At 66.1% G+C, this 23284-nt stretch carries 22 protein-coding genes, 1 other RNA gene and 1 pseudogene; 6 read left to right on the top strand and 18 right to left on the bottom strand.

Annotated features, from left to right (window positions below; translation table 11 throughout):
- The first annotated feature begins 11 nt into the window (after positions 1–11).
- The 3 genes from ACCQ03_RS11615 (at position 12) to ACCQ03_RS11605 (ending at position 2425) form a co-directional block, all read left to right on the top strand.
- Positions 12–764, top strand: a complete 753-nt coding sequence (locus ACCQ03_RS11615) for an S-methyl-5'-thioinosine phosphorylase (protein WP_057677993.1) — start codon at positions 12–14, stop codon at positions 762–764.
- A gap of 87 nt (positions 765–851) precedes the next feature.
- Entirely contained in the window at positions 852–1058 is a 207-nt protein-coding gene (gene cspE / locus ACCQ03_RS11610; RefSeq protein ID WP_003488188.1) for a transcription antiterminator/RNA stability regulator CspE, read from the top strand.
- Positions 1059–1153: 95 nt separating this feature from the next.
- Entirely contained in the window at positions 1154–2425 is a 1272-nt protein-coding gene (locus tag ACCQ03_RS11605; RefSeq protein WP_209225392.1) for an FAD-dependent oxidoreductase, read from the top strand.
- A gap of 26 nt (positions 2426–2451) precedes the next feature.
- Here the strand turns inward: ACCQ03_RS11605 and pdeM are convergent, their stop codons facing one another.
- The 12 genes from pdeM to ACCQ03_RS11545 form a co-directional block, all read right to left on the bottom strand.
- The gene (gene pdeM / locus ACCQ03_RS11600; RefSeq protein WP_057660848.1) at positions 2452–3096 is read right to left on the bottom strand and encodes a ligase-associated DNA damage response endonuclease PdeM; all 645 of its coding nucleotides are present in this window, start codon (positions 3094–3096) and stop codon (positions 2452–2454) included.
- Positions 3086–5587 carry a ligase-associated DNA damage response DEXH box helicase gene (locus tag ACCQ03_RS11595; protein ID WP_057677995.1) on the bottom strand — a complete coding sequence of 834 codons (2502 nt, stop codon included), beginning with the start codon at positions 5585–5587 and terminating at the stop codon, positions 3086–3088. The genes pdeM and ACCQ03_RS11595 overlap by 11 nt, the downstream gene beginning before the upstream one ends.
- On the bottom strand, positions 5584–7188 hold the full coding sequence (locus ACCQ03_RS11590; RefSeq protein WP_057677996.1) for an ATP-dependent DNA ligase: 1605 nt from the start codon (positions 7186–7188) through the stop codon (positions 5584–5586). Before ACCQ03_RS11590 ends, ACCQ03_RS11595 begins: the two co-directional genes overlap by 4 nt.
- On the bottom strand, positions 7185–7418 hold the full coding sequence (locus ACCQ03_RS11585) for a hypothetical protein (protein WP_057677997.1): 234 nt from the start codon (positions 7416–7418) through the stop codon (positions 7185–7187). The genes ACCQ03_RS11590 and ACCQ03_RS11585 overlap by 4 nt, the downstream gene beginning before the upstream one ends.
- Positions 7415–8437, bottom strand: a complete 1023-nt coding sequence (locus tag ACCQ03_RS11580; protein ID WP_057686992.1) for a ligase-associated DNA damage response exonuclease — start codon at positions 8435–8437, stop codon at positions 7415–7417. Before ACCQ03_RS11580 ends, ACCQ03_RS11585 begins: the two co-directional genes overlap by 4 nt.
- 272 nt (positions 8438–8709) lie before the next feature.
- Positions 8710–8784: non-coding RNA, sX9 sRNA (locus tag ACCQ03_RS11575), on the bottom strand.
- A gap of 58 nt (positions 8785–8842) precedes the next feature.
- Positions 8843–9205 carry a hypothetical protein gene (locus ACCQ03_RS11570; RefSeq protein ID WP_209225390.1) on the bottom strand — a complete coding sequence of 121 codons (363 nt, stop codon included), beginning with the start codon at positions 9203–9205 and terminating at the stop codon, positions 8843–8845.
- Positions 9202–9759: a bactofilin family protein gene (locus tag ACCQ03_RS11565; RefSeq protein WP_057679959.1), complete on the bottom strand. Its 558-nt coding sequence runs from the start codon at positions 9757–9759 to the stop codon at positions 9202–9204. The genes ACCQ03_RS11570 and ACCQ03_RS11565 overlap by 4 nt, the downstream gene beginning before the upstream one ends.
- A 227-nt stretch (positions 9760–9986) precedes the next feature.
- Positions 9987–11696 (bottom strand): diguanylate cyclase, encoded by a 1710-nt coding sequence (locus tag ACCQ03_RS11560; RefSeq protein WP_209225387.1) that lies wholly within the window; start codon positions 11694–11696, stop codon positions 9987–9989.
- Between the two features lie 107 nt (positions 11697–11803).
- Complete coding sequence (locus tag ACCQ03_RS11555) at positions 11804–12130, bottom strand: XAC1346 family secretion chaperone (RefSeq protein WP_011346837.1); 327 nt, start codon at positions 12128–12130, stop codon at positions 11804–11806.
- 228 nt (positions 12131–12358) lie between these two features.
- Complete coding sequence (locus tag ACCQ03_RS11550; protein WP_003489455.1) at positions 12359–12700, bottom strand: hypothetical protein; 342 nt, start codon at positions 12698–12700, stop codon at positions 12359–12361.
- A 122-nt stretch (positions 12701–12822) separates the two neighbouring features.
- On the bottom strand, positions 12823–13998 hold the full coding sequence (locus tag ACCQ03_RS11545) for a thiolase family protein (protein WP_057679961.1): 1176 nt from the start codon (positions 13996–13998) through the stop codon (positions 12823–12825).
- Positions 13999–14151: 153 nt separating this feature from the next.
- Between ACCQ03_RS11545 and ACCQ03_RS11540 the strand changes: the two genes are divergently transcribed.
- Positions 14152–16998 (top strand): autotransporter serine protease, encoded by a 2847-nt coding sequence (locus ACCQ03_RS11540; protein ID WP_209225385.1) that lies wholly within the window; start codon positions 14152–14154, stop codon positions 16996–16998.
- 114 nt (positions 16999–17112) lie between these two features.
- On the opposite strand, the gene ACCQ03_RS11535 is transcribed toward ACCQ03_RS11540, so the two are convergent.
- From ACCQ03_RS11535 to ACCQ03_RS11525, 3 genes and pseudogenes are all read right to left on the bottom strand, one after another.
- Positions 17113–18213, bottom strand: coding sequence for a Glu/Leu/Phe/Val dehydrogenase dimerization domain-containing protein (locus ACCQ03_RS11535; protein ID WP_057679963.1), 1101 nt, complete (start codon positions 18211–18213; stop codon positions 17113–17115).
- Between the two features lie 156 nt (positions 18214–18369).
- Positions 18370–19624 (bottom strand): annotated as a pseudogene (locus tag ACCQ03_RS11530) (2OG-Fe(II) oxygenase).
- Between the two features lie 191 nt (positions 19625–19815).
- Complete coding sequence (locus tag ACCQ03_RS11525) at positions 19816–20343, bottom strand: M48 family metallopeptidase (protein WP_033478454.1); 528 nt, start codon at positions 20341–20343, stop codon at positions 19816–19818.
- Between the two features lie 376 nt (positions 20344–20719).
- Here ACCQ03_RS11525 and ACCQ03_RS11520 point away from each other — a divergent pair, with 376 nt between their 5' ends.
- Positions 20720–20893: a DUF1328 domain-containing protein gene (locus tag ACCQ03_RS11520; RefSeq protein WP_003489471.1), complete on the top strand. Its 174-nt coding sequence runs from the start codon at positions 20720–20722 to the stop codon at positions 20891–20893.
- Positions 20894–21046: 153 nt separating this feature from the next.
- On the opposite strand, the gene ACCQ03_RS11515 is transcribed toward ACCQ03_RS11520, so the two are convergent.
- Entirely contained in the window at positions 21047–21301 is a 255-nt protein-coding gene (locus ACCQ03_RS11515; RefSeq protein ID WP_008578215.1) for a DUF2789 domain-containing protein, read from the bottom strand.
- 171 nt (positions 21302–21472) lie between these two features.
- Between ACCQ03_RS11515 and ACCQ03_RS11510 the strand changes: the two genes are divergently transcribed.
- Entirely contained in the window at positions 21473–21739 is a 267-nt protein-coding gene (locus ACCQ03_RS11510) for a DksA/TraR family C4-type zinc finger protein (RefSeq protein ID WP_057679071.1), read from the top strand.
- A 181-nt stretch (positions 21740–21920) separates the two neighbouring features.
- Here ACCQ03_RS11510 and ACCQ03_RS11505 read toward each other — a convergent pair whose 3' ends face one another.
- Together ACCQ03_RS11505 and ACCQ03_RS11500 are read right to left on the bottom strand one after the other, a co-directional pair.
- Positions 21921–22514 carry a mechanosensitive ion channel family protein gene (locus ACCQ03_RS11505; protein ID WP_150145720.1) on the bottom strand — a complete coding sequence of 198 codons (594 nt, stop codon included), beginning with the start codon at positions 22512–22514 and terminating at the stop codon, positions 21921–21923.
- Between the two features lie 430 nt (positions 22515–22944).
- Positions 22945–23130 (bottom strand): hypothetical protein, encoded by a 186-nt coding sequence (locus ACCQ03_RS11500; RefSeq protein WP_017155632.1) that lies wholly within the window; start codon positions 23128–23130, stop codon positions 22945–22947.
- Positions 23131–23284 lie beyond the last annotated feature (154 nt).

The raw sequence follows: 23284 nt of genomic DNA, 5'->3' as shown, positions 1-23284 counted from the left end.
AGAGGTCGGTTGTGTCCGCAAATTCCATCGCATTGGCCGTCATCGGCGGCACGGGTGTCTACAAGCTCGCGCAGCTGGACGATGTGCAATCGCACGAAGTCCAAACGCCCTACGGCGCGCCGTCCGGGCCGATTCGCGTCGGTATGCTGCTCGGCCATCGCGTGGCCTTCCTGGCGCGCCATGGCGAAGGCCATTCGCTGCCACCGCACAAGGTCAATTACCGCGCAAACATCGCTGCACTGCAGCAAATCGGCGCCTCGCGGGTGCTGGCGCTCAACACCGTGGGTGGGATCACCGAACAGTTTGGCCCGCGCGTGTTGGCGTGCCCGGATCAGTTGATCGACTACACCTGGGGCCGCGTGTCCACGTTCTGCGAAGAGACTGGAAGCGAAGTGCAGCACGTGGATTTCGGCCACCCGTATTCGCCGATGTTTCGCAGCAAGGTCATTGCGGCAGCCAAAGTGACCGGCGTCACGCTGGTGGCCGGCGGCTGCTACGGTGCAACGCAAGGACCGCGACTGGAAACGGTTGCAGAGATCGCACGCATGCGTCGCGACGGCTGCGATCTTGTGGGCATGACCGGCATGCCCGAAGCTGGGCTGGCACGCGAAAAAGGCTTGGAATATGCGTGTTTGGCGATCGTGGCCAACTGGGCGGCCGGTTGCGGCGACGCGCAGGAAATCACCATGGCCGACGTGTTGGCCAACGTCGATGCGGCTTCGTCCGGGCTGCCCGAGCTGATTGGCGAACTTGCGCGCGGGTGATTGTCATCGGGGCATAAGCTTTGCATACTCGGCGCGTACGCACCGCCGTACACCACCCATTAATTATTGCAAAGGTCTCGCATCACCATGCCGAACGGTACCGTCAAGTGGTTCAACGACGCCAAGGGATTTGGCTTCATCTCACCGGAGGACGGCAGCGCCGATGTCTTCGCGCACTTCTCCGCGATCAATTCCAAGGGCTTCCGCAGCCTGCAGGAAGGCCAGCGCGTCAGTTATGACGTGACCCAGGGCCCCAAGGGTGCCCAGGCTTCGAACATCACGCCGGTCGAGTAATCTGACTCGATTGTGCGGTTGAAAAACCCCGCCACGGCGGGGGTTTTTTTGCGCCGATTGTGCGCGGGCAGCGATCGCCAGACAGGGCAGGGACGATGCAACGAGCATTACGTATTGCAGTAGTGGGCTACGGAACGGCGGGGCAGGCATCGGCCGTGCTGCTCGGCGCCGACGGGCATCAGCTGGAGGTCTTCGAGCGCGCAGCTGCACCCGGGCCGGTGGGCGCCGGTTTTCTGCTGCAACCCAGCGGGTTGCAGGTGCTCTGGAACATGGGCTTGCTGCCGCAGGCGCTTGCGCATGGAGCGCCGGTGCGCCGCCTGTATGGCGACACGCCGTGCGGGCGCGCGGTGATGGACATGCAGTACCGCGATCTGGATCCGCGCCTGATGGGTGTGGGCATGCAGCGCGGCGCGTTGTTTACGCTGCTGCGCGAGGCCTGGCCGCAGCACGCGCAACTGCATGTAGACACGCAGATCACCGCGATCGACCACGCGGGCGTGCGCGTGCAGGATCAACGCGGGCAGTGGCATGGCCCCTTCGATCTGATCATCGCCGCCGATGGCTCGGCTTCCACGTTGCGTGCGCAGGCACAGGGAACGCAGCTGGATCGGGTATATCCATGGGGGGCGCTCTGGTGCCTGCTGCCACGCGAAGACTGGCCGTTCGTGGACGAATTGCGCCAGCGCTATATCGGCGCACGCAAGATGATCGGCCTGTTGCCGGTGGGCACGCGCCCGGGCGACGACACGCCGCGGCTGAGCTTTTTCTGGAGCCTGCAGTGCAGCGATTTCGTTGCGTGGGAACAGCGCGGCATTGCCGCCTGGCGCGACGAGGTGGCGCAGATGTGGCCGGAAGCACACGCGCGGCTTGCCACGGTGCAGGTGCATGGTGCACTGGCGCGCGCGAGCTATCGCGATGCGGTGGTGTCGCGCTGGCATCGCGGCCGCTTCGTGCTTGCCGGCGATGCCGCGCATGCGATGAGCCCGCAGTTGGGGCAGGGCGTGAACATGGCGCTGCTGGACGCATTGGCGATGCGCGATGCGTTGCGCGCCAGCGCCGATCTGGACGCTGCCTTGCAGCGCTACCAGCGCGAACGCCAGGCGCACGTGGCGATCTATCACCGCTGGAGCCGCTGGCTGACGCCGCTGTTCCAGTCCGAACGCGATCTGTGGGCACATGGCCGCGATCTGCTGCTACGCCCGATGGGACGCGTGCCGGGTGGACGCGGGCACATGTTGCGTGTGCTCAGCGGCACCCAGCACGGTTGGTTCGGCAAGCTGGCGCTGGCGCCTGAATTCGTCGAGGCCTTGGCGCAGCCAGTCGTGCGGCTGGCCGACGCTAACGCCGAAGCAGTTGCACGGCCATAGCATCGACCGGTGCGTGCGTGGCAGGGCTAACGCACCGGCAGTGCCAACGCATCGCCTTCCACGCAGGCAACCAGGCGCTCGCCTTCGGTCAACGTCGGCACGATGCCTGCGGTGAACTGCGAGAACGCCGGCAGGATGGTGACGCGCTCGCGCAACCAGAACGCCGGCCAGCGCCGCGACAACCCTGGCAGCTTGGCCAGCGGATGCAGGTGCCCACATAGCACGTGGCCGGTGGGATGTGGCAATGGGTCATGGCGCAGCACGAACGGCCCATCTTCGACCTGTTCGCCGGCCGCTTCGATGTGCAACTCCGCACCGGCCAGGGCGCGGTCGTGATTGCCGCGGATGGCGATCACGCGCAACGCGCAATGCCGTTCGCGCCATGCGCTCCAGCGTCGGTGCCAGGCGGCACGCGGCGCGGGCCCGTGCAACAGGTCGCCCAAAATCCACAGCGTCCGGACATCGCGTTGATCCAGCAACGCATCCAGCCGCTCCAGATCGTGCGCGGTGCCGCCGGCCGGCAAGCCGATGCCGGCACGTCGGAAGACATCGGCCTTGCCCAGGTGCAGGTCGGCGATCAACAGCGCACGGTGTGCCGGGCGATACAACGCACGCTCGCCGAGCAATTCCACGGTTTCGCCGGCCAGCTGCAGCTGCACGCTATCGCCCATGCTTACGTTCCAGTTGTTCGGCAGCACGCAAGACGCGCGCCTTCCAGTCCTCGGTACTCAGCTGCCCACGCACGCGTTCGGCCCACAGCGGAAACGATAACGGCGTGAGGCTGCGTGGCTTGCGCAGGCGCAACTCGCGACGCGCGCAGTCTTCCAACGCATGCGCAAGCCGCGCCAGTTCGAGCTGGCCTTCGAACACCTCGCGCTCGGCCTGGGCGAGCAGCAGGTGATCGGGATCGAAGCGTTGCAACACGTCGTACAACAAACCGCTGGACGCCTGCAGCTGGCGCAGGCTGCGCGGTGCACGGCCAGGCAACGACGGCGACAACAAGCCCGCCACGCGCGCAATTTCGCGGAACTGCCGGCGGGCCAACTCGCCGAGGTTGAGGCTGTCGCGCAGATCGTCGAACAGTCCCGCCGGCGAGAGCAGGGCCTGCAGCACATCGGCATCGATGTCGACATCCTGCGCCGGCGACAGCACAAAGCCGTAGTCGTTGGCAGCGAAGCTGAAGGTATTGCGCTGGCGTCGGCCCCAACGTGCCGCCAGCAACGCGGCCAGGCCTTCGTTGACCTGCCGGCCGGCAAAGGGGTAGACGAAGACGTGGCGGCCGTCGCGCGCCTTGACGCTTTCCACCAATAGATGGTCCGGCCCAGGCAGCGAAGAGAGCGATGCCTGCAGGTGCAATAACGGCGCCAGTGCCTGCATCTCCGGCGCATCGCCGGGGGCGGCGAAGACCGCTTCCACCTCGCGCCCCAATGCCGACGACAGCGGCATGCGCCCGCCCATCCATTTCGGCACCACGCCGCTGCCGCCCTTGGCCACACGCACGTAGGCAGTCATGTCTTCCAGGCGCACCAGTTCCAGCAGGCGGCCGGCGAACTGGAAGCGGTCGCCGCGGCGCAGGCGGCCGATGAATTGTTCTTCCACCGCGCCTAGCCGCCCGCCGCGCAGAAACTGCACGCGCACGCTGCCGTCGCTGGTGATCGTGCCGATGGACAGCCGGTGCCGCAGCGCGACGCGTCGGTCGATCACGCGGTACAGACCCTCCTCGTCGCGCACCACTTTGTGAAAGTCCGGGTAGTGCGCCAGCGCGCTGCCGCCTTGCACGATGAAATCCAGCACCGCGTTCCAGGTGGTCCTTTTCAGCGCGGCGAAGGCATCGGTACCGCGCACTTCCTCGAACAACGCGTCGGCGTGGAAGCCGCCGCCGAGGGCGAGGGTGACGCAGTGCTGCGCCAGTACGTCCAGCGATAACCGTGGCGGTGGACGCGCTTCGATATGGCCGTGCACCAGCGCGCGACGGGCCGCGGCATATTCGACCAGTTCCAGTGCATGCGAGGGGACGCACACCACGTGGCCGGACTCGCCGGGACGATGGCGTGCGCGGCCGGCGCGTTGCAGCAGGCGCGCGATGCCTTTCGGGCTGCCGACCTGCAGCACCTGATCCACGGCCGGGAAGTCCACGCCCAGGTCCAGGCTGGAGGTGGCGACCACGCAGCGTAGGCTGCCGTCGGCCAGCCCGCGTTCGGCGGCAGTGCGTAGCGACGGATCCAGCGAGCCGTGGTGCAGCGCCAGCGTGGCCAGGTCTTCGGGCCACACCGCGCTCAAGGCCTGATGCCACAACTCGGCCTGCGCGCGCGTATTGGTAAACACCAGGCTGGTGCGCTGCTGCATGATCTTTTGCAGCACGCGCGCCAGTTGCGCCAGACCGAGGTGGCCTGCCCAGGGAAAGCGCTCGCCGCTGTCCGGCAGCAAGGTTTCCAGCGTCATCGTGCGCGGTTTGACGCCGGAGACCAGCGCCGCCTCGGGGCGATGCGGCAACAGCACATCGCGTGCCTGCGACAAATTACCCAGCGTTGCCGACAGCCCCCAGATGCGCAGTTGCGGCGTCCAGCCGCGCAAGCGCGCAAGACACAGCTGCAGCAACACGCCGCGCTTGTTGCCCAGCAGTTCGTGCCATTCGTCGACGATCACGCAGCGCAATGCCGATAGCTGCGGCGCGGTATCCGGATACGACAATAGCAAGGCCAGCGATTCGGGCGTGGTCACCAGTACATCGAGCTTGCCGCTGCGGGCCAGCCGCTTGTCGCGCGCGCTGGCATCGCCGGTGCGCAGGCCCACCTGCCAATCCAGCCCTAACGCATCCACCGGCTCGCGCAGCGCGCGTGCGGTGTCGGCGGCCAGTGCGCGCAGCGGCGTGATCCACAACACCTGCAGATTGCGTTGCGGCTGGCGACGCGCAGGCGAGGCGGGTTTGCCCGGTTTGCGCGGGGATGTGCGCCCACGCGCGGCCAATGCCTCCAGCAACGGCCCGCCGAATGCCGCCAGCGTCTTGCCGCTGCCGGTGGGCGTGTGCAGCAGGCCGGATTCGCCGTCGAGATAGCGCTTCCACACATCGCGTTGAAACGGCAGCGGCGCCCAGCCGCGCCGTGCGAACCAGGCACGCCACTGTTGCAGTGGCGTGCCGTATGTGTGCTGCGTGACGCTCACCGCGCCAGTGCCTGCAGGGTGCTCAGATGATCGGCTTCGGCCATTGGCTTGTCGTGACGCCAGCGCAGGATGCGCGGGAAGCGCACTGCGATACCGGACTTGTGCCGCGCGCTGCGGTTCACCGCTTCAAACCCCAGCTCGAACACATGCTGCGCGGTGACTGCGCGCACCGGGCCGAAACGCTCGGTGGTGTTGGCACGGATCCAGCGATCCAGCTGCAGGATTTCCTTGTCGTCCAGGCCCGAATACGCCTTGGCGATCGGCACCAGTTGGCCCTCATTCCACAGCCCGAAGGTGTAGTCGGTATAGAGCGTGCTGCGTCGGCCGTGGCCGGCTTGCGCGTACAGCAGCACCGCATCGATGGTGAGTGGGTCGATCTTCCATTTCCACCAGTCGCCGCGACGGCGACCGGATTGATACACCGAGCCGGCGCGCTTGAGCATCAACCCTTCCACGCCGCGTTCGCGCGCTTCCACGCGCACCTGCGCTGCGGCCTGCCAATCGCTGACCTGCACCAGCGGCGAGGCAACGATGCGCGGGTCTGCAAGCGCGGAGAGCACGTCTTCCAGCAGAGCGCGCCGCTCCTGCAGCGGGCGCTCGCGCAGGTCTTCGCCCGCCAGTTCCAACAGGTCGTAGGCCACCACGCGCGCCGGTGCGGCGGCCAAGGTCTTGGGCCCGGGCTTGAGCCGCTGGATCCGCGTCTGCAACGCGGTAAACGGCATCGGCAGGGGCTGTTCGGGTTGCCAGGCCAGCAGCTCGCCATCGATGACGGTGCCGTCCGGCAATTGCATCGCGGCGTGTTCGATTTCAGGGAAACGTCCATCCAGACGTTCTTCGCCGCGCGACCACAGTGCCGCTTCGCCAGCGCGGCGAATCAGCTGCAGGCGAATGCCGTCCCATTTCCATTCCAGCAGCCAGTCGTCGATGGCGCCCAATGTTTCGACCTCCGCTTCCAGCGGCGAAGCCAGGAAGAACGGGTAGGGCTGCTGGCGGTCGCCGGGCAATTCTTCGCTGGTCAACAGGTCTGCAAGATAGGTCGGATGCGGCCGCCAACTGCCCAGCATGCGCTGGGCAATGCGCGCGATGTCCACGCCCGACAATTCGGCCAGCGCCTGCTGCACGAGCCGTTGCGACACGCCAACCCGCAGTGCGCCGGTCAGCAGCTTGTTGAACACCAGCCGCTCGTCGAAGGCCAGGCTGCGCCACGCCTGCACGATGCAGGCCTTGCGGATTTCCACGTCCTGGTTGGCGATCGGCAGTAGCCGCTGTTCGATCCACTCTGCCAAGGGCAGGTCGGCCGCCTCTGTGACCGGGTCGTCCAGCAGCAGGGCCAGAGTTTCTGCCAGATCGCCGACATGGTCGTAGCTGTCGGCGACCAGCCAGTCGGCAACGCCGGCGGTGTCGGTGATCCAATCACGCAGTTCGCCGCTGCTGGCAATGCGCATGCGCGCGCTAGCCACCTTGCCACCGGCCAGAAGATAGAGCGCCCATGCCGCGTCCAGCGCGGGCGCCTCGCGGAAATACGCCACCAGTGCAGCGCGCTTGTCGAGCGTGCCGGTGCTGCGGTCCAGGGTGCGGTACAACGCCGCGAAACGCCTCACGGCAGCGCCCGTGGCGCTGCGCGCCTGTCGGCAGCACGCAGTTCCAGTGCGCGTCGGGTAAACGCGGCAAGCACGCCTGGGCGCCGTAGCGCTCGCGGTGGACCGATGGTGGCCGCTGGTGCGCTGCGATGCACGCAAAACGCCAACGCATGACGGCGAAACGCGAGCGCACCGCTCAGGCGAATACGCGGACGCGCGCGAACATAACGACGTGCGGGCAGCGGGTTCATTCCTCGGCTCCGAAATCGGTGCGGAAGGCTTCTGCTGCGACGCCGCGCTCCCGCAGGTGTTGGATCAATGCATCGGTATTGCCATGGGTGGCAATGACGCGCTGTGCGCCGGTTTCTTCGATGGTGCGCAGCAGGTCGGGCCAGTCGGCATGGTCGGAGACCACAAAGCCGCGGTCGTAATTGCGCCGACGACGATTGCCGCGGATGCGCATCCAGCCCGAGGCAAAACCCTGCTGTGCGCTGCGGAACCGGCGGATCCAGGCACTGCCGGCCGCCGATGGCGGTGCGATGACCAACTGCCCGGCATAGTCGGCGCCGCGCGCATGCTCGCTGACCGGCTGCGTGTCCAGCATCGGGATGCCTGCCTGGCGGTAGACCTCCACACCTACCGCGACGGCGCCATGCAGCAATGCCGGCTGCGTCTCCCACGCGCGCAATTCGGCCAATACGCGTTGCGCCTTGCCTAGCGCATAGCAATACAGGATGGCCGCTTCGCCGCATTCGGCGCATTCGCGGCGCCAGGCGGAAATATCGGCCGCGACCTCGGAGGTGTCGGGCCAGCGATACACCGGCAGGCCGAACGTCGCCTCGGTGATGAAGGTGTCGCACGGCACCACTTCGAACGGCTTGCAGGTGGGGTCGGGCTGGCGCTTGTAGTCGCCGGAGGCCACCCAGACCTCGCCATCCACTTCGATGCGCACCTGCGCCGACCCCAGCACGTGTCCGGCCGGATGCAGCGACACGCGCGCACGACCCAGCTGAAACGTTTCACCATCCGCATGCGTGTGATAGACCTGTTCGCCCAGGCGCCATTGCAGGATGGACAAGCTCTCGCGCGTGCAGTGGTACTCGCCCATGCCGCTGCGGGCGTGGTCGCCGTGACCATGCGTGATCACCGCGCGCGGCACCGGCCGCCACGGGTCGATATGGAAGTCGCCTTGCGGGCAATACAGGCCCTCCGGCCCGAGCACCACCAGATCGCCGCGTGTGTGAGTTGTCTCATCGTTGCCGTTGCGCATGCGGCAACTCTGGCCAAGCCGGTGTGCAGATCCTGAGAATGGGAGCCGTGCGCCGGTGCGTTCGTGCAGCACGCGCTTACCGGCAGGTGCCACGACGTCGCGAGCCGCCGCCGGACGGGCGTGGACGGCGCGCAGAGGTCGGCGTGCAGAGGCCAGCGTGCAGAGGCCAAGGGTGCACGCATGGCACATGCCGGTCAGTTCACCGCCACGTTCGTCCGGCAGTGCGCGTTTAGTAGTGTTGGCAGCCGCGTGGATCGTGGACGCCTTAGAGCGGCCAACAAAACAAAGCGAGCGGCCGTCAGGTGGCGTCGACGGTACGAAGGAACCGCGGTGTACGCGTGGTACACACCGATTCCGAGCAACGGCCGCGCCCGCCTGGCTGCGCAGTCGTTTTGTTAGCTGTTCTTAATGCCGCGTACGTCGCCCAGGCGAACGCACCGCGCTCGCTTCCACCGCCAGGGTAAAGCCGCGTTCTTCGCCGCCGTGCATGGCGCCGACATCGACCACCTGGCGACGGATCTCCTCGCCCTTACCGTTGCGCACCACCACCACCGTGTATTCCCACGGATCGCCTTCGGCCGGGTGGCGGATGGTGCCGTCGACCTTGAGCGGCACGATCGGCGCCGGCTGCGCGTGTTGCGCAGCCGCCGAATCGAAGCGCAGGTGGTGCTTGCACGCAGGGCAGACGCTGGCGCTTTCCAGGATCGTCGCCTTGCAGTGCGGACAGCTACGCGTGGCGCCGGGCGTGCCCGGGCGAGGTGCACTCATGTGGCGTCGCTGTCTCCGCTGACGACCGGCTTGCTGGTCGCGACCGGCTTGCCGCCATCATCGCCCCAGCCGAAATCGGCCTGGCCGCGCATGCGCGCACCCGATGCCACCGTGAGGCTGCCGGCCTTGACGTCGCCGACCAACACCCCGGATGTCTGCAGTTCGACCTGCGCGGCAGATTCGATGTTGCCCTCCAGCTCGCCGGCGATGATCACCTTGTTGGCGCGCACGCCGCCATTGAGCTTGGCGCCGCGTTCGATGGTCAGATCGCCCTTGACGTTGACATCGCCCTTGAAGCGGCCGGCCAGGCGCACATGACCTGCGCCTTCGATCTTGCCTTCGATGCTGATGTCGGCAGCGATCAGCGACTCTTTCGCTTCGCTATGACGCTGCGTGGCTGCAGTTGTCGGTGCGACGCTGGGCGCTGCGGCGGCGGGCACCGGCGGTGCGGGGCTGGTCTCGGCGGTGAACAGCCTGCCATCGGCAGCAGGAACCTCGGGGGTGACCGGAACGCCGTCTTTCTTGTTGGGACCTTGATCGCGCCACATCGACATCGGACTGCCTCGCTTTAGGGGTCGAGGCCGACTATCGCTGCGCAACTGGATCTTTTGTGTGACGAACTCCGCAATCCGCGATGGACGGCGTGCGTGCCGAAGCTGTCGGCAAACGTCGCGGGCAGAGCCCAGGTGGGTGCGGTGTACAGGAGCGGCAGTGTCGCTCGACACATCGCGGACACGGCCGCACCGGCCTGGCAGCTGCGCCGCGGCTTTGTCAGCTGCTTTCAGTTCGCACTGTCCGTCGCAGCACCGTGTCGCTCGACCCGGTTGCGCCCAGCGCGCTTGGCGCGATACAGCGCTGCGTCGGCTTTCTGGATCAGGTTCGCACCCTGTTCGCCATCGGCCGGGAAACTGGCCACGCCGATCGAGGCAGTCACCTTCGGCAACGCGCGCGCACCGTCGCTGACCGCCAGCGCGGCGATGTAACCGCGGATCTGCTCGGCCACGCGCATGGCTTCCTCGCCATCGGCTTCGGGCAGAAGGACGGTGAATTCCTCACCGCCGTAGCGGCATGCCACGTCCTCGGCGCGCAGGCGGGTCAGCAGCACCTCGCCCACCGCTGCCAGCAACAGGTCGCCACCGGCATGGCCTTGGCTGTCGTTGAACTGTTTGAAATGGTCCACGTCCAGCATCAACACCGACAACGGCAGACCACGCCGTGCGCACCGCGCCAGCTCGTGGCTCAGCGATTCTTCCAGATAGCGGCGGTTATACAGCCCCGTCAGCGCATCGCGGATCGACTGCCGGCGCAGCGATTCGCGCAGGCGCAGGTTGCTCAGCGCCAACGACAACTGCTCGGCGGCCGCCTCGGCGATTTCCAGCCGCGGCATCGGCCCCGGGCCGGCCGCGGACAGGAACAGAAACCCGAGCTGGGTGCCTTGCGCCGACATCGGCAGGCACGCGGTGGTGACGGACGCATCGCGTGCGGGTTCTTCGATATGCGCACACAGCGCATCCCGGCCCAGGTCGTGGACGATATGCGGCTGGCCGCGGCGCAGCGCCCAGCATTGCTCCGGCGACAGATGCGGCGCACTGCGCACCAGCGGCTCGCCCCAGTGGCTGATCGCCTCGGCGCGGTCTTGCGAGGCGCGCAGCAGGTACACGCTTCCCGCCACGCCCGGCAGCAGGCTGGCCAGGGTACGGCTGCTGACCATCAACGCTTCTTCGGCACTGATGCAGCTCTGCAGCAGGCCGGTGTAGCGGCTGAGCAGGTTGAGGTCGGCGGTACTGCGCTGCAGTGCGTCGATGCTCTCGCCCAACTCGCGATTGGCCTGCGCCGCCAGCTGTTCGGCCTGCGCGCGATGGCGCAGTTCGCGCATCAACAGCGCATAGACCATGCCCACCACCACCAGCCCGAACGGAATGCCGGCCAGCGCCAGTGCCAGCAACAGGTTGGCGCTTTGTTCGCTGCTTCGCGCGCGTTGTGCCAGCAGTTCCTGTTCGCGCTGCACCATCGCCAATGCCTGCTCGCGGATCGCGCTGGTGGTGCGGAAGGCGCTCTGCCGGATGTCGGCACGTGCCGGCTCCAGCCCACTTTGCGTATAGATGTCGAGCACGTGCTGAATCTGCCGCAGGCGGGTTTCCACCAGCCGTTGCAACTGCGCCAGGTGCTGCTCCTGCGCGGGGTTGTCGACGATCAGGCGGCGCAGGTTGTCCATCAGGATCGGCAAACGTTCGACACTGGTGTGATAGTCGAGCAGGTAGGCGTCGTTGCCGGTGAGCAGGAAACCACGCTGCGCCGATTCGGCATCGAGCACGCGCGCCTGGATCTCGTCGACCCGCCCGATCACCTCGTGGGTATGCGACACCAGCGCGGCGTCGGCCAGCGAACGGCGGGCACCGACGAAGATGCCGATTCCGATGACGACGAAGATCAGCGCAGAAAAAATCAGCGCCAGCTGGTTGCGCCGGCGTGACGTAAAAGAAGAGGACATATGCGAATGCTAGCCTGCCGGCCTCGACAACACGAGCCACCCGTCGGCCGAGACAAGCGCGCCGGCACATGGCCGGCGCGTGGCGGGTGCCGCGAAAGAGGGGCGACTCAGTGCTGCGCGTGGTCGGCGTCGTGCTTGTCGGCGTTCTGTTCGGCCTTGTTGGCCATTTCACGCGTCTTGTCGGCTGTGGCATCGGCCGCATTGGCGGTGGCGCGGCTGGCGTCTGCGGCCAACTCGCGCGCAGCCACGCGTGCATCGGCAGTTGCGGCCTTCGCTTCCACTGCTGCACGGTCTGCGGCCTGTTCGGTCGCGGCGGCGGCGTGCTTGGCGGCAGACGCGGCATCGCGGCGCGCCTGCTCGGCATCCGGGCCCTGACAGGCAGCAAGGGTGAGGGCGGCGATGGCGCTCAACGACAGCATGCGGATCGTCTTCATGGGTGGTCCTGTTCCTGTTCCGGTGTTGGAAGCCGGAGCTTATGCAGGAGGCGATGCAGCCTGCGTCAATGCGCAGCCGGCCATTCAGCCACGGGGTAGACAGACGCAGTCTTGCAGGATGTTGGTGGTCATGCCGGCGGGTACGGCGTGCAAGGCCGGAATCGCAGGCAAAAAAAAGCCGCTGGAAACCAGCGGCTTTTTTCGAACTCGCTTGGAGTCAAGAAGTGATTACTTCTTGGCTTCTTCTGCGGTGTCCTTGGCAGCCTTGGCGGTGTCTTCAGCCGTCTTGGCAGCGTCGGCAGCCTGGTCAGCAGCAGCGTCGGTCGCGGCGCCGGAAGCAGCCTGGGCAGCGTCAGCAGCGGTGTCGGCCGAAGCAGCAGCGGTGTTGGCAGCAGCCTGAGCGGCGTCAGCCGACTGCGAGCCCGAGGCAGCAGCCTGGTCGGCAGCGGTCTGAGCGTCGGCAGCAGCTTCGTTAGCCGAAGCAGCAGCGTCCTGAGCCTGTTCCGGCTTCGAGCAAGCGGTCAGGGCCAGGCCCAGAGCCATTGCGATCAGCAGCTTGTTGATGGTCATTGTTTCAATCCTCGTCGTTAGATTAGGCAACGCGCTATTGCGCGCCCCCGACATGATGACGGCCACAAGACGAGTGTCAAGCGCACGCGCATTCAGTTTTGCAAAATCGCCGTTAAAGATAATTAAATCAATTCGATAGCGATGGCGGTCGCTTCGCCGCCACCGATGCATAGCGTTGCGAGTCCGCGCTTGCCTCCGCGGCTGCGCAACGCGTTCACCAATGTCACCACCAAACGCGCGCCGGATGCGCCGATCGGATGGCCCAATGCGCAGGCGCCGCCATGCACATTGACCTTCTCGTGCGCGATGCCGAGTTGCTTGATCGGTGCCATCGCCACGACGGCGAAGGCTTCGTTGATTTCGAACAGATCCACATCGTCCAATTGCCAGCCGAGCTTGCCAAGCAGCGCTTGAATCGCAGCGACCGGTGCGGTGGTGAACCACTCCGGCTCCTGAGAATGGGTGACGTGGCCGACAATGCGCGCCAGCGGCGTCACGCCGCGGCGTTGCGCGTCGTCCGCGCTCATCAGGACGGTGATTGCCGCGCCATCGGAAATACTCGAGGAACTGGCCGCGGTCACGCTGCCGTCCTTCTTGAAGGCCGGCTTCAGTGTTGGAATCTTGGCCACGTCCGATTTGCCCGGCTGCTCATCGCTGTCCACGACGACTTCGCCCTTGCGCGTGGCCACCGTCACCGGCACGATTTCGTCGGCAAACGCGCCGCTGCGCTGCGCCGCCTGCGCGCGTTCCACCGAGGCGATCGCGAATGCATCCTGGTCGGCGCGGGTGAAGCCGAACGTCTCCGCGGTGGCTTCGCCGAACACGCCCATGGCCTGGCCGTCATACGGATTGGTCAGGCCGTCCCAGGCCATGTGATCGACCGCCTGGAAATTGCCGTAGCGATTGCCGGTACGCGAGTTGGGCAGCAGATGCGGGGCATTGCTCATCGACTCCATGCCGCCGGCCACCACGATGCTGGCCGAGCCGGCCTTGATCAGGTCGTGTCCCAACATGATCGCCTTCATGCCCGAGCCGCACACCTTGTTGATGGTGGTGGCGCCGGTGGAGGTCGGAATGCCCGCGGCAATCGCGGCCTGGCGCGCAGGTGCCTGGCCAAGATTGGCCGGCAGCACGCAGCCGACGATGACCTCGGAAATATCGGCAGGTGCGATGCCCGATTGCGCGAGCGCGCCCCGGATGGCAGCCGCGGCGAGCGTGGGTGCCGGCACCGCATTGAATTGGCCGAGGAACGAGCCGATGGCAGTACGTTTGGCAGCAACGATGACGATGTCGGACATGAGCAGATACCGTTTAAAGTGAAACGATTATCTGCCTCATGGCGGCGCCGCGCCAGCACGCGCCCCACGCGCACGCTTTCCGATTAAAGTAAGCAAAGCGTTATTCGGGCCCGATTGGGCCCCATCCATGGAATGGGTTCGGGGAGAACACAAATGAAGAAGCAAGACGTCGCCAGGACTGTCCTGGCCTCGGCGCTGGCCGTTGCGTTGACCGCATGTGGCGGTGGTGGTGGCGGAGGTGGTATCCGTCCAAGCACTCCGGCCGCACCGCCGGTGACCTCGCCACCACCGCCGCCGCCAACATCGCCGCCAACATCGCCGCCGCCACCGGTGACGACACCCACCACGCCGGAGCCGGCGATCGATGCGCATCTGGCGCTGACCAACGCGCGTGCGGCGCAGGTGCTTGGCTTCACGGGTGCTGGGTACCGCATCGGTGTCATCGATACCGGCATCAATGCCAATCATCCGGCGTTGCAGGGACGCGTCAGCGACAGCTTCATCTATGTGGACCCACGAACCAACAACACCGCGGTGGGCGATGTGGTCGGGCACGGAACCGTGGTGGCCGAGCTGGCCGCCGGGCGTGCGGTCGGGCAATGGCCCGGCGGCATCGCGCCGGGCGCGGGCCTGGTGTCTGCGCGCATCATCAGCGACCGTGCGCCGGAGGATGACGGCAGCGGCGACGGTAACGAGGTCGATGGACCGCTTGGCCTGGGACCGGTGCACGCCGATCTGATCAGTGCCGGTGTGCGCATCATGAACAACTCGTGGGGCGGCCTGTACTGGAACGACCCGACGGTGACCAATCAGATTGCCCAGGAATACCGCCCCTTCATCCTCAGTAACGATGGGCTAGTGGTGTTCGCGTCGGGCAATGAATCGCGCTCGCAGCCCTCCGATACGGCGGCGCTGCCCAGTCAGCCTGGCCCCAACGGAACGCTGCCGGCGGCCGATCTGGAGCGCGGTTGGTTGGTGGTGGGCGCGCTGGATACCGCCAACCCGACGCAACTGGCGTCGTACTCCAACGCCTGTGGTGTGGCGATGCGCTACTGCCTGGTCGCGCCAGGCACGTCGCTGTTCATCGACCCGGACGCCACTGCCGGCAACATCCGTTATTTCTACGGCAGCGGCACCTCGTTTGCAGCGCCGCTGGTCTCCGGTGCGGCTGCGCTGGTGTGGCAGGCATTTCCGTATTTCAACAACGATCTGGTGCGCCAGACCTTGCTGGGAACCGCCACCGACTTGGGAGCTGCGGGCGTGGATCCGGTCTTCGGCTACGGCCTGCTCAACGTCGGCAAGGCAGTGTTGGGGCCGGCACGCTTCGATTGGGGCACGGTGGATGTCAATGTCACCACCTTGCGTTCGACCTGGGCCAACGCCATCAGTGGCACCGGTGGCCTGACCAAGCGCGGCACCGGCACCTTGGTATTGAGCAGCACGGCCAATGCCTTCACCGGCGACACCCAGGTACTTGGCGGCACCTTGCAGACGGCCAGCTTGCAGAGTGCGCGCGTGAGCATCGCCAACGGCGCGCGCTTGGTTGGCGCGGGCAACGTCGGTGGTCGGGTCGACAACGCCGGCACCTTGCAGGTCAACGGCGCAACCGCCTCCATTGCCGGCAACTACACGCAGGCCAGCAATGGTCGCCTGGCGGTGAATGTGGGTGACCGTTTGAATGTGGCGGGCACGGCGACCATCGCAGGCGACCTGCAATTGCTCGGTCGGCGCGACTACGTCGTCAACAACACCACCTACGCGGTGCTGCAGGCGACCGGTGGTTTGCAAGGCACATTCGACACGCTGAGCAGCGGGCCGGCGGTGACCTTTCTGAGCGCCACGCGCAGCTACGACGCCAACACCGCGTATGTGTCGCTGCAGCGCATGGATGTCACCGCGGTCGCCGCGTCGCTGGGCGCGATCGGCACCGCATCGATGGATTCGGCCATCCGCGTCGAGCAGGCGTTCCAGCAGGTCGATGCGCAGCAGTTCCAGGGCAACGGTGCGCTCAGCGGCGGCTTCATTCGCGCTGCAGCTGCCTTGCAACAATCGCCAAACGCCAAGGCCGCCGCCGATTCGCTGCGCAGCCTGTCTGGCCGTGCGCATGCCGATTCTGCGGCGATGACCTTCGACACCATCGACCTGGGTCGCCGCGCACTGGCAGCGCATTTCGATGGGCTCTCGCAACAGCCGCGTCTGTTGGGCAACTGGCAGCGGGCCCTTGGCGGGCCGGGCGAGGGTGGTGCAACCACTTCGGGATTTGCCACCTCCGGCTGGATGATGGGCAACGATGTACGCCTGGCTTCCGGTGCGGTCACCGGTTTTGCGTTCGGCGAAACGCGCTCCAGCAGCCTGGGCGACCTGGATGGGGCACGCGGGCGCGATCGTCAGGTGCAGGCGCAGCTGTATTGGGGCACGACATTGGGCGCTGCGTACACGCTGGGCCAAGTGGGCTTTGGCAACGTCAATCGGCAGATCGAGCGCACCCTGCAGCTGGGCGAAGACCGCAGCAGCGCCTTCAGCGACTACAGCGGCAGTTACCTCAGCAGCAATCTGGAAACCGGGTACCGCCTGGGCGGTGCGCGTGCAAGCCTGACGCCGTATATGGGCCTGGATTACGTGCGTTTGCGCAGCGATGGTTTCCGCGAAAACGGCGGCGATGGCTTCGGATTGCGTGCCAACGCGAATACGTCATCGCGCACGCAGGCACTTGCCGGCGTGCGCTCGGCGTATCGCTGGCGCGGCCTCCAGCTGGGCGGCTATGCGGAATGGCAGCAGGCGCTGAGCAGCGACGGCTTGACGCTGGAGGCCAGCTTCGTGGGGGTGGATGCGTGGGCACCGCTGCGTGGCATGCAGCCGGCACGCTCGGGTGGTCTGTTCGGCATCACCGCTGCTGCGCCGGTTGGCCCGCAGAGCCAGCTGCGTTTCGGTTACGACCAGCGGGTGGGCGAGCGCGGCGACGACCGTGCGCTGAGCCCGAAGTACAGCGCCGATTTCTGATCGGCGTGCATGACGCCCGGGCGCAATGCCCGGGCGTGGCGTTTTCGGCGGCAATCACCTACCACGGTGATCACCTACGACGCTGATCGTCATGCCCAATCCGTCCGTTTCCGGTTACTCGCCGCGCAGTTTGTGCAGGAAGCGCGGCGCAGTGCGGCCCAGCGGCAGCTTGAGCTTGCTGATGGACTCGATGCGCGCTTCGGCAATCCGGTCGGCCGCCTGCTGCGGCGAAACGTCCAGCTGCGTGGACAGATCGAAGACCTTTTCCAGGTTGTGATAGATGCTGCGGATCAGCCGCATCGCGCGCTCGCGGTTATAGCCGTCGATCTCCAGCGACACATTCATCACTCCGCCCGCATTCACCACGTAATCGGGCGCATACAAAATGCCGCGCCGATGCAGCTCTTCGCCAATGGCGGCGCTGGCCAGCTGGTTATTGGCCGTGCCGCAGATGATCTTGGCCTTGAGTTGCGGCAGCGTGTCTTCGTTGATGGCACCTTCCAGCGCGCACGGGGCAAACACGTCGGCCGACACCTGATGGATTTCATCCGGGCGCACCGCTTCTGCACCGTATTCGGCCACCGCGCGGTCCACCAGCGCCTGATTCAGGTCGGCCACATAGAGTTTTGCGCCGCGTTCCTTGAGCAGCTTCACCAACTCCATGCCGATATGGCCCAGCCCCTGGATCGCGATGCTGGCCTTGCCGACTTCTTCGTGGCCGAGCTTGCGGTTGAGCGAGGCCATCAGCGCCTGCAGCGCGCCATAGGCTGTGAACGGCGCTGGGTCGCCGGAGCCGCGATGCACCTGGTGCACGCCGGTGACGTACTCGCTTTCCAGGTAGATCTGCTCCATGTCGTTGACGTCCGTGCCGACGTCCTCGGAGGTGATGTAGCGCCCGCCGAGGGTGTCGACGAACCGGCCGAAGGCGCGGAACAGCGCTTCGGTCTTGTCGGTCCGAGGGTCGCCGATGATGACCGCCTTGCCGCCGCCGACATTCAGGCCGGCCAGGGCGTTCTTGTAGGTCATGGTGCGGCTCAGCCGCAGCGCGTCGTTGAGTGCCGCCTCGCTACTGGCATATGGGCGCATCCGCACGCCACCCAACGCTGGCCCAAGGCGCGTGCTGTGCAGGGCGATGATCGCCTTGAGCCCGGCGTCGCGGTTGTGACAGAAAATCACCTGCTCGTGGCCGGTGGTATCGAGGGTGTCGAAAAGCATCGAAGGCTCCGCGGGGCTGCGTGATGTGCCTTCCCTGAAGCCGGGCGTGCACCCGTGCCGTGGGAAACAAAAAACGCGACGTTTGCAGATCCTGTCCGATCACGTCGCGTTGCAACATTTTAAACCACGTCGGCAGGGGGTTGTGTATGAATCTGTTCACCAATCCCGGTAGCGTTGCTGGCGGAACCACAGCGTCCCCAGCCATTTGCTGCCTGCCGTGACCGGCAGGCCGGCGTGCAGCGAATCGGCGTCCGGGCGGCCATCGGCATGCAGGTTGTCGAAGCAGACCAGTGTGCCGGGACGTGGCCGTACGCGAACGCCGGCGACCGGAAATTCGGTGTCGCCACCGGCGCCGACGTCGTTGAGATAGACGTAGACGGTGCGCTGGCGGTTGCCGGCGGTAGGACGGTCGGCGGCGATCGTTCCGGGCGGCAGGTAGTCGCGGTGCGCGCGGTACTGCTCGCCCGGTGCGTAGCACAACACCGAGAGCGGTTCTGCGTGGGCGAGCGGGAGCTGCGCGCAGGCCGCCAACCGCGCCTGCGCGGCACGCGCGGCGAAGTCCTCGATGATAGGTCCAATGTCGCACCGCGGCTGGTGCGGACCGGCGCGCGCTGGGTGCTGGCATCGTTGGGATCGATCACCTTCGAGGCACGCAGATGCGGTCGCGCCAGCAGCATGAGCAAGCGGCATTCGTCGGCCGACAGGACTGCGGCATATTCTTCGATGCGTGGGGCTGTGTGGCGTCGCACCGGGCCAACACGCGGCGCGAATGCGATGCGGTGATCGTCGGTGTCGTCTGCGGGGTCCGGCGGCGCGACGTCCACTGCCGGTAGCGCGGTCATGCCCAGGGGCTGCAGCTGCTGCATGAGCTGTGCAGCGGCGTCGGGCTGGGGCGGCACGCCTTCGCCACGCAGCAGGCGCTCGGCCAACAGGGCGGCCGACACCGCATCGCCGCCTGCCGCTGCGCGTTCCAGCAAGGCCACGCACTGCCGTTGCCGCTCCGGATGCGCCACACGCCCGTGATGGATGGCGATGGCGCGTAGCGCTGGCGGGTAGTCGGCAGCGGCTGCCGACTGCAGTCGATCCTGCGCAGTGCCGGCCAGGGCCAGCGGCTGCTCTCCCACCGCCAGGGTCGCCAGCAGATAGCCTGCTGCCGCAGTGCCCTGCCGCTCGGCCAGCTCCCAGTACGCCCGCGCCTGACCGACGTCCGCCTCGCAACCGACGCATAGGCCCGCATGCGCCCGGCTTCGACCTGCGCCAGCGCATCGCCGGCGGCCGCGCTGCGCGAATACCAGGACAGCGCTTGTTCCGGTTGGCCGGCTCGCACCAGCGCCTGGGCCAGCGCGTTGATCGCGCCGGGTTGCTGGCGTTGCGCGGCGCGGGTGAGGTCTGCAAGAGAGGAGGGCTGCATGCGCGCATCCTAAAGTGGCCAACGCCCCGAGCGAGCGGTCGTCAGGCGCAGGTTGGCGGCGCGCTCGGAACTGCAGTGCACGAAAGTGTAAGAGTGGGACTGGCGATCCAGGGCAGCGGCGGCGTGCGCGCCCGCCTGTCGGTGAGCGCAGCGGTTCGGTCAGCCACGCCGGGTTGCACGTCCTGCATTGCTCAGCGATCGGCAGACAGGGCCAATTGCGTCAGATACAGGCGCAAATCGAATTCCAGCTGGTGATAGTCCGGGGTCATGTGGTTGCAGAGCTGGTAGAAGGCCTTGTTGTGATCGGCCTCCTTCAGGTGCGCCAGTTCGTGCGCCACGATCATCTGCAAGAACGGTTCCGGCGCGTCGCGAAACACCGAAGCGATGCGGATCTCGCGGCTGGCCTTCAGGCGACCGCCGTGCACGCGGGAGACCGCCGTATGCGTGCCCAGGGCGTGTTTGACCACATGCAGATGATTGTCGTACATCGCCTTGTGCAGGGTCGGCGATGAGCGCATGTAGCGCTCCTTCATCGCCTTGACGTACTCGTAGAGATGGCGATCGGTGCGGATTGCGTGCCGGTCCGGGTAACGCCGCGCCAGCACGGTGGCGAGCTTGTCCTGCGCGATCAGCTCACGCACCTGATCCAGGACGGCGGGCGGGTAGCCGGTGAGGTAGCGAAGAGTGTCCATGGCGATCTGTCGCGGGCAAGCACGCATGATCGCCGATGTATCGGTTACTGACCAATCCACGCGTGCAGGTGCGTGACTACGCACCGGGCGCATGCGCGCCGAGTCGATGTGGCAGGCGCGTGCATCTGTTGCGCTCAGTGCGCTTTGCACGATGCGATGCGGATGTGGTGTTCGGTCGTGTACGGACGGCCCCGCGCGCTGCTGTGTTGATGTCTCCACGAGCGCGCGCGCCTGCGTGGAAGCGCTGCCTGTTCTCTGAATGCACCGCATGTATTGCAGCGTGTGTCAGGCGTATTCACGAGTGCGGCACATTCGAATAGGTAGCGTGCGATGCATGTCTTGTGGCGCTGCGCCGCAAGCACACGATCGAACAACGGCACGGTGCCGATGAGGAGACAACATCATGATCAAGTGGGCCATCATTTTCGCAATCATCGGCTTGATCGCCGGTGCGCTGGGCTTCGGCGGCATGGCCGGCGCGGCGATGGGGATTGCCAAGTTCCTGTTCTGGGCGGGCATCATCATCGCCATCGTGCTGTTCGTGCTGGGCATGACGATTGCCAAGAAAGTGACCTGACGCAGATTGCACAGCCGGGCACGCGCGTTGCGGCCTGCTATCCTGCCTGTGAAGCAAAGGAGCGGCCAATGGCCGCTCTTTTTTTTACCGAAGCGCTGGCAAGCATGTCGGCTGCAGGCGACCTCAAGCGTGGTGCGCGAGCGCGCTTCTGCCTTAAACGCCGGTATCGTCGGCAGTGGTATGCAAGGCGATGTTGAGTTGATCGATGGTCACGATCCAGTCGGCATCGTCGAGGCGTTCTTCACGCAATAGTTGGGATTGGGCAGGCGTCCAGAACGGCGCTTCTTCCAAGCGCATATCGCCCGGCAGCGGGGAATGCTCGGCAATGAAGCTGCGAATGCTGGCTTCGTCGGACGGCAGGCCAAGCTGGGCGAAGAGTTCGGAAAACGGGTGGACGGGCTGTTCCATTGCTGTTCCTTCGTGGATGCGGGTGGCGGAGTGCTTGCTCACTGCCGCGCGTGCGGCCGGTGGCGGTGATTTGATGCTAGTTCAACTAGCTTGAGCGTACTGTGCACGTGCGGCTTGGATTTGCCTGCGCGAATGACCATATGTGTGTCCAGACCAGCGAGGTGAGCGACCATGGCGACCGGATGGGCGGGTGATGGAGCGGTACAGGACCAGATCGATGCCACTGTCGACGATGCGATCAAGCGCGCACGGAGTCAGCTGCATCAAGGGCCGAGTCTGACGCACTGCGAGGAGTGCGACGCACCGATTCCCGAGGCGCGTCGCAAGGCAGTGCCCGGCGTGCATTTGTGCGTAAGTTGCCAAGAGGCGCACGACCAGGAGCAGGCCGCGCAAAGCGGCTACAACCGTCGCGGCAGCAAGGACAGTCAGCTGCGTTGAGTTTGATGGGCCATGCACTCGGTGCAGTCGCGACCGCGCTCACGGCATCCGGCGCCGCTACCGCAAGCCAACGCTGCAGTGGAGCCTGCCGTGGTCGCCGAAGTGTGCCGCTTGCGGACGCTGCCGTGTTTGCGTTCTGCCACTGGCGAACTCGCCGCCGTCACGCGTCTTCGCCTTGCGCCTAGTTGGCGTTGAAGCTGCCGGTCTCGCGCCAGCGACGCGTCGTACGCTGGAAAAACAGGCTGTTGGGGACTTGCAGTACGCTACCGGCACGCTCGCCGGTTTCTTCCAGCGTGGTGTAGATCACGTTGATATCGATCACACGTCCCTTCAAGCCGGGCTTGTCGCCGCCTTCGAGTACCTCGATGTGATCGTGCAGGCGAAATGGCCGCGTGGTGATGATCAGGAACGTGCAGAAAATATTGGACAGCACGCTCCATGCAGCGAAGAAGGCCACTGCGCCGACGGCTGCGAACCCGGTGAATGCAGTCCACAAGGTGCCACCCGAGACGCCGACGACCCGCAGCACCATCAGCAAGGCACTGACCGAAATGACGAAACTGCCGACGCGGCGGATACCGATCATCATTTCGGCCGGCACGCTGTAACGCGTGCACAGCCGCCGCAGCAATTGCCGGAGCAGCAGGCGGACCAGCGCGGCAACTGCCAGAATCAGCACGATCTTGACCGTCGGCACCGCAATCGCCAGCCATGCGGGATTCCAATGGGGCAACAGGCTGCGGATCATGGCGGGCAACGCATCGGCGGCAGACATCTCAGCGTGCAGGATCAAAAGGGGCATTCATTGTAGCGGGCCAACTCTGCGCTGTCGGTGTGCAGCGTGAATGCATGCGCGTCTGCGCATGTAGACGTGCCGCAGATTGCACGCGTTCAATGCGTGCATGCCCACACGCGCATGCAGGTGGAGTCGGCAGGTACACGCCTGGGGGGGTAGCGCGGATGCGGCGCAAGGCGCCGACGCCCCGCAGCGTTCGGTTGCCGCGCATCGGCAGCCTGTGCGAAGTCATTGCGTGGGGCGTCGCCACAAGCGACACGACATCGCATTGGAGGTACGTTCCTGCGTGATGCGTCTGCATGACAGCGACGTACCCCAGAAACAAACATGCCACCTTGCGGTGGCATGTCGATACAACAATCCAACTTCGCGGCACCATGCACTGCAACCTGCCGCGGTGTTGGCTGCGTCAGGCGGTTTTGTCGCCGTCGTTGCGCGCCGGGCCGAAGTTGGTGGTGAGCACTTCGATCCGGCCGCCGGTCTTGCGGAACGCGGCGATGTCGGCAGCGATGCGCTCACGACTGAGCGGCTGCGACTTGCCTTCGCTGCGAGCGATGCTGGGCTGGGATTTCTGCTTGGTCGCGGGACGTGCCATGTGGCCTCCTGTAGCGGGGAAGTGCGGTGACACCGCGTGCGGCTAGGGTGGCGCGCGCGGAAGCGGTGTCGAGAGTGCGACGGCGTTCGGTGCGCCATTGCGGTGGCACGGTGTGCGTGCCATTGCAGGCAAGACGGCTGGGCGTCGAGCAGCA

This window comes from Xanthomonas sp. NCPPB 3569 (genome assembly GCF_041475645.2).
Lineage (GTDB): Bacteria > Pseudomonadota > Gammaproteobacteria > Xanthomonadales > Xanthomonadaceae > Xanthomonas > Xanthomonas phaseoli.
The sequence above is the reverse complement of the archived record's forward strand: the minus strand, read 5'-3'. Positions and strand labels throughout refer to the sequence as shown.

Bases quoted from the DNA above. Each gene is read 5' to 3' on its own strand.
- cspE (WP_003488188.1), top strand. From the start codon at position 852: ATGCCGAACGGTACCGTCAAGTGGTTCAACGACGCCAAGGGATTTGGC.
- ACCQ03_RS11605 (WP_209225392.1), top strand. From the start codon at position 1,154: ATGCAACGAGCATTACGTATTGCAGTAGTGGGCTACGGAACGGCGGGG.
- pdeM (WP_057660848.1), bottom strand. From the start codon at position 3,096: ATGGGCGATAGCGTGCAGCTGCAGCTGGCCGGCGAAACCGTGGAATTG.
- ACCQ03_RS11585 (WP_057677997.1), bottom strand. From the start codon at position 7,418: ATGAACCCGCTGCCCGCACGTCGTTATGTTCGCGCGCGTCCGCGTATT.
- ACCQ03_RS11580 (WP_057686992.1), bottom strand. From the start codon at position 8,437: ATGCGCAACGGCAACGATGAGACAACTCACACACGCGGCGATCTGGTG.
- ACCQ03_RS11570 (WP_209225390.1), bottom strand. From the start codon at position 9,205: ATGAGTGCACCTCGCCCGGGCACGCCCGGCGCCACGCGTAGCTGTCCG.
- ACCQ03_RS11565 (WP_057679959.1), bottom strand. From the start codon at position 9,759: ATGTCGATGTGGCGCGATCAAGGTCCCAACAAGAAAGACGGCGTTCCG.
- ACCQ03_RS11560 (WP_209225387.1), bottom strand. From the start codon at position 11,696: ATGTCCTCTTCTTTTACGTCACGCCGGCGCAACCAGCTGGCGCTGATT.
- ACCQ03_RS11555 (WP_011346837.1), bottom strand. From the start codon at position 12,130: ATGAAGACGATCCGCATGCTGTCGTTGAGCGCCATCGCCGCCCTCACC.
- ACCQ03_RS11550 (WP_003489455.1), bottom strand. From the start codon at position 12,700: ATGACCATCAACAAGCTGCTGATCGCAATGGCTCTGGGCCTGGCCCTG.
- ACCQ03_RS11545 (WP_057679961.1), bottom strand. From the start codon at position 13,998: ATGTCCGACATCGTCATCGTTGCTGCCAAACGTACTGCCATCGGCTCG.
- ACCQ03_RS11540 (WP_209225385.1), top strand. From the start codon at position 14,152: ATGAAGAAGCAAGACGTCGCCAGGACTGTCCTGGCCTCGGCGCTGGCC.
- ACCQ03_RS11535 (WP_057679963.1), bottom strand. From the start codon at position 18,213: ATGCTTTTCGACACCCTCGATACCACCGGCCACGAGCAGGTGATTTTC.
- ACCQ03_RS11525 (WP_033478454.1), bottom strand. From the start codon at position 20,343: ATGCGTGCTTGCCCGCGACAGATCGCCATGGACACTCTTCGCTACCTC.
- ACCQ03_RS11520 (WP_003489471.1), top strand. From the start codon at position 20,720: ATGATCAAGTGGGCCATCATTTTCGCAATCATCGGCTTGATCGCCGGT.
- ACCQ03_RS11515 (WP_008578215.1), bottom strand. From the start codon at position 21,301: ATGGAACAGCCCGTCCACCCGTTTTCCGAACTCTTCGCCCAGCTTGGC.
- ACCQ03_RS11510 (WP_057679071.1), top strand. From the start codon at position 21,473: ATGGCGACCGGATGGGCGGGTGATGGAGCGGTACAGGACCAGATCGAT.
- ACCQ03_RS11505 (WP_150145720.1), bottom strand. From the start codon at position 22,514: ATGTCTGCCGCCGATGCGTTGCCCGCCATGATCCGCAGCCTGTTGCCC.
- ACCQ03_RS11500 (WP_017155632.1), bottom strand. From the start codon at position 23,130: ATGGCACGTCCCGCGACCAAGCAGAAATCCCAGCCCAGCATCGCTCGC.